The following is a 4,252-nucleotide window of genomic DNA, read 5'->3' as shown; positions in this document are numbered from 1 at the left end:
CAATAGCGCGGCGGTGGCGTATTCCAGAAGGGCGGCGGCTTCCTCGACAGTGGCGGCCTGCTCAGCCTCGGCCAGCGCGGCTTCGTCGGCGCGGCGCTCCGTCTCATCCGGATCCGGGCCGGTCGCCGGGGTGCTCGGCGTCGCCAAATGCGCGGCGCGTTCAGCGGCCACCCGGCGGGTGCCTTCGATACGTTCGGCCAGCGCAGACAACGTATAGAAGACACGGCCGGCTTCGGTGGCGGCCGGGGCCACCTGGCCGAGCTGTTCCTGGCTGGCGGCCAATGCGATGGTCGCGGCATCCAACTCGGCACCGACGTGATCGGACTGGCGGCGGATTTCGTCCTCGACGGCCGAGTGCTCGGCCATCTCACCGCGGCGGGCCACCAGGTCGTCAGCGGCCAGCCGCAGCCGCGCGTCACGCAACTCCGACTGCACGGTGGCGGCGCGTCGTGCCACCTCGGCCTGGCGGCCGAGTGGCTTGAGCTGGCGGCGTAGTTCACCGGTGAGGTCGGTGAGGCGGGCGAGGTTGGCGGCCATCGAATCGAGTTTGCGGACCGCTTTCTCTTTGCGGCGGCGATGCTTGAGCACACCGGCAGCTTCTTCAATAAAGGCCCGGCGGTCCTCCGGACGCGATTCCAGGATCGTCGCCAGCCGACCCTGGCCCACAATGACGTGCATTTCCCGGCCGATACCCGAGTCGGACAGCAGTTCCTGCACATCCATCAGGCGGCAGGGGGTTCCGTTGATCTCGTACTCGCCAGCACCATCGCGGAACATCCGGCGAGTGACCGACACTTCCGAGTAGTCGATGGGCAACGCGCCGTCGGAGTTGTCGATCGTCAGGGTTACTTCGGCGCGGCCGAGGGGCGCGCGGCCAGAGGTACCGGCGAAGATCACGTCGGCCATCTTGCCTCCGCGCAGCGCTTTGGCACCCTGCTCGCCCATCACCCACGTCAGCGCGTCGACCACATTGCTCTTGCCCGAGCCGTTGGGGCCCACCACACAGGTGATGCCCGGCTCAAACCGGAGGGTCGTCGCTGACGCAAAGGACTTGAAGCCCTTGAGGGTCAGACTCTTGAGGTGCACGAGAAAACAGCCTACCCAGGCCGGTCAGTGGTCTTGGTCGCCGCGCCGCCAGTCACCGCTCGCGGAATCCGTGCAGACCGCCGCGCGCCGCGTCGAACGTCTCCACCACCAGGTCCACCCGGCCGGCGGTCTGACCGGACCGCACCTGCGCCAGGAGCGCGTCCAACTGAGCGCGCGAACCCTCGGCCACCACCAGTACCCGTCCATCAGCGAGATTCTTGGCGTATCCGGTCAGTCCGAGTTCCAGGGCCCGCGAGCGGGTCCACCAGCGAAAACCTACACCCTGCACCATGCCGTGCACGTGAGCGGTGAGTCGTTCCATCTCTCCATCGTGCCATCGAACCGTGTCCCAGGCGTGACGTCACAGAGCAGCCGACCGTATATGCGGCTTCCCGCGTCTGTGACGTTACGTTTGGGACAGATAGTCAGTCCGTTGCGATCGTCAAGTTCACGTCGGCACCGGCCTTGATGGTGCGGCCAACGGTGCAGTGCTTATCCACCGCCCGCTGTACGACAGTGAGCAGGCGCTGTGCGGCGTCGGGGTCGAGCTCGGACAGATCGAGTTCCATCACCTCGTCGATCACCGGGTAACGCTCATTGTCGCGATCGGCAGGCCCGGACACCCGGATGGTGGTGTCGTAGTCGTCGCCGAGGCGGCGGCTCAGGGTGAAGTCCGAGGCCATACCGCTGCACGCGGCGACGGCGATCTTGAGCAACTCACCCGGCGTGAACACGCCGTCGACATCCTCGGAGCCGACCAGCACCTCCGCTCCCCGCGAGCTGTGGCCGGTGTAGCGGCGAGTACCGGTGCGCTGCACCCAGAGTTCGGTCATGGGTCAATCGTAGGGCCGCGCCGCATCGATGTCTGAATCAAGGTTCGAAGCCACCTCACGTCCGATGAGTGAGCCGGGCGCAACGCAGTGACGACCGTGTCGGAATGATCCCCGGCCATCCACCTACGATGACTCTGGCAAGGGGATGTTCGTAGGGGGATCACATGCCGATAGAGACATCGTGGACGGAGCTGTCGGGCATCCAGCACCCTGGACACGGTTGGTGGGAGGCCGTTCTCCTTGTCGGCGCGATCATCCTGCTCGTCGCCCCGCTCTACTGGTGGAAGGAACACCGCTCGACCGCGTGGCGCTGGTGGAAGTCCGTGCTCTTCTTCGTCGTCTGGCTCTGCGCGGTGCTGCCGGTGGCCATCGGCATCGGCAAACTCACCGGCGACAACCACGCCACAGCCGACGTCGACGACGTAGTTGCGCAGGTAGCGGCGACCGCCCCCGCAACGATCGGGACGCCAGCGGCGGGCACGATCGTCGAACCATCCGAGCATGCAACGCGCTCCACGCTCCACCTCCCGTACCAGGGAGAAGAGTTCAACTACGCCGTCGAGTTCGCCGCGTTCGGGCCGCAGGGCCCCAAGCAGTGCCACGGCCAGCTGTGGGTGCGCAGAGACACGGCGGCACGCGGCCAGCAAGCCAGCGTCTTTGGCCGTTTCGTCGGACTCTGCCCACCGGCGACAGCCGACGCAGGCCCCCAGCCAGGGTGAGGCACTCTCGACAGCCGGGACTCCAGCCGGAACCCTTCGACAAGCTCAGGGAGCGGGGCGGGGTCAGGGAGCGGGGCGGGGTCAGGGAGCGGGGCGGGGCGGGGCTGGGCGGTCCCGGCGATCAGCCGACTACCTCGATCATCGCGGTGGGCGCTGGCACTGCGGACAGAAGAACGATCCCCTATTCATGAAGGACTCGCGCACGATCGCAGTCCCACAGCGTTCGCACGGTTCACCTTCGCGACCGTAGGCGTTCAGGGCACGGTCGAAGTAGCCGGACTCGCCATTGACGTTCACGTACAGGTCGTCGAACGACGTCCCACCGACCACGATCGCCTCGGCCATCACATCGGAAGCACGGTCCAGCAGTTCGCGGAGCTTGGCGGACGGGATGGCTTTGGTACGCCGGCGACCATGCAACCGCGCGCGCCAGAGCGCCTCGTCGGCGTAGATGTTGCCGACGCCGGAGACGACAGTCTGGTCAAGGATCGCGCGTTTGATCTCGGTGTCCTTGCGGCGCAACACCTTGACGACGGCGTCGGGGTCGTAGGCGTCCTCGAACGGGTCGGCGGCGATGTGCGCGATCGACTCTGGGAGACGGCGCGCCGCAACGTCGGCGTACTCGTCGAGGTGCCAACCACCGAAGGTGCGCTGATCGACGAACCGAAGTTCATTGCCGTCGTCCAGCTGCGCCCGGATACGCAAGTGTGTCGGTTCGGCAGCCTCGGCGCCGGCGAGCAGCATCTGGCCGCTCATCCCCAGGTGCACGACCACGGCGACGTCGTCGGCCGGATCCGCGGCGTCCAGCCACAGGTACTTGCCGCGCCGCTGCACATCACGAATCTCTTTGCCGCGCAACCGATTCCGCAGGTCATCGTCGCCGAGCACATGTCGTCGCGCGGCGCGCAGGTGGAGAATGTCGACGTCGCCGATCCGACGGCCGATCAGATGCTCAGCCAGACCCATCCGGATGGTTTCCACCTCGGGAAGTTCAGGCACCCTTCTCGTCTCCGCCTTCGGAGTCGAGCGCGGTCCAGGCCAGCGCGGCCGCCTTCTGCTCGGCTTCCTTCTTGGTCCGGCCGACCCCGGTGCCGCGAGCCAGTCCGGCGACCATCGCCTCGGCAGTGAACTCCTTGTCGTGGTCGGGCCCGGTGGAGGTGATCTGGTAGTGCGGCACGCCGAGGGATCGGGCCGCGGTCAATTCTTGCAGCGAGGTCTTCCAGTCCAGTCCGGCACCGAGCTCACCGGAGCGCTCGATCACCGGCTCGAAGAGTCGCAGGATCACGTCCTTCGCCACCGCGATGCCGTGGTCTAGGAAGACCGCACCGAACAGCGACTCCAGCCCGTCGGCCAGGATGCTTTCCTTGTCCCGGCCGCCGGTCAGTTCTTCACCGCGCCCCAGGTAAAGGTGTGTCCCGAGCCCGCCGGGCCCCAGGTCCCGGGCGACGTCGGCCAACGCATGCATGTTCACCACGCTGGCCCGGATCTTGGCCAACTCACCTTCCGGGCGGTCCGGGAAGCCGTTATAGAGCTGCTCGGTCACCACCACACCGAGCACCGAGTCGCCAAGGAACTCCAGCCGCTCGTTGGTGGGCAGGCCACCCTTCTCATATG

Annotated in this window: 6 protein-coding genes; 1 reads left to right on the top strand and 5 read right to left on the bottom strand. The window is 66.9% G+C overall.

From position 1 onward, the window contains the following. The 3 genes from WAW85_RS15470 to WAW85_RS15460 form a co-directional block, all read right to left on the bottom strand. Window positions 1-1,086 (bottom strand): chromosome segregation SMC family protein (locus tag WAW85_RS15470; RefSeq protein ID WP_422560476.1); only part of this gene is annotated, 1,086 nt, incomplete at its 3' end. A gap of 52 nt (window positions 1,087-1,138) precedes the next feature. Beyond that, on the bottom strand, window positions 1,139-1,408 hold the full coding sequence (locus tag WAW85_RS15465; RefSeq protein WP_422560475.1) for an acylphosphatase: 270 nt from the start codon (window positions 1,406-1,408) through the stop codon (window positions 1,139-1,141). A gap of 103 nt (window positions 1,409-1,511) precedes the next feature. Beyond that, window positions 1,512-1,919 carry an OsmC family protein gene (locus WAW85_RS15460; protein ID WP_422560474.1) on the bottom strand — a complete coding sequence of 136 codons (408 nt, stop codon included), beginning with the start codon at window positions 1,917-1,919 and terminating at the stop codon, window positions 1,512-1,514. Window positions 1,920-2,083: 164 nt separating this feature from the next. Between WAW85_RS15460 and WAW85_RS15455 the strand changes: the two genes are divergently transcribed. Further along, a complete protein-coding gene (locus WAW85_RS15455; RefSeq protein ID WP_422560473.1) occupies window positions 2,084-2,638 on the top strand; it encodes a hypothetical protein in 555 nt (184 codons plus the stop codon). A 138-nt stretch (window positions 2,639-2,776) separates the two neighbouring features. Here WAW85_RS15455 and mutM read toward each other — a convergent pair whose 3' ends face one another. Both mutM and rnc read right to left on the bottom strand, forming a co-directional pair. Next, window positions 2,777-3,637 carry a bifunctional DNA-formamidopyrimidine glycosylase/DNA-(apurinic or apyrimidinic site) lyase gene (mutM, locus tag WAW85_RS15450; RefSeq protein ID WP_422560472.1) on the bottom strand — a complete coding sequence of 287 codons (861 nt, stop codon included), beginning with the start codon at window positions 3,635-3,637 and terminating at the stop codon, window positions 2,777-2,779. Then, window positions 3,630-4,252, bottom strand: a 623-nt coding sequence (rnc, locus tag WAW85_RS15445; protein ID WP_422560471.1) for a ribonuclease III, incomplete at its 5' end; no start/stop codon positions are given. The genes mutM and rnc, both read right to left, overlap by 8 nt.

The sequence above is a fragment of the Gordonia sp. (in: high G+C Gram-positive bacteria) genome (assembly GCF_049299075.1).
In the GTDB taxonomy this organism is placed as follows: Bacteria; Actinomycetota; Actinomycetes; order Mycobacteriales; family Mycobacteriaceae; genus Gordonia.
The sequence above is the reverse complement of the archived record's forward strand: the minus strand, read 5'-3'. Positions and strand labels throughout refer to the sequence as shown.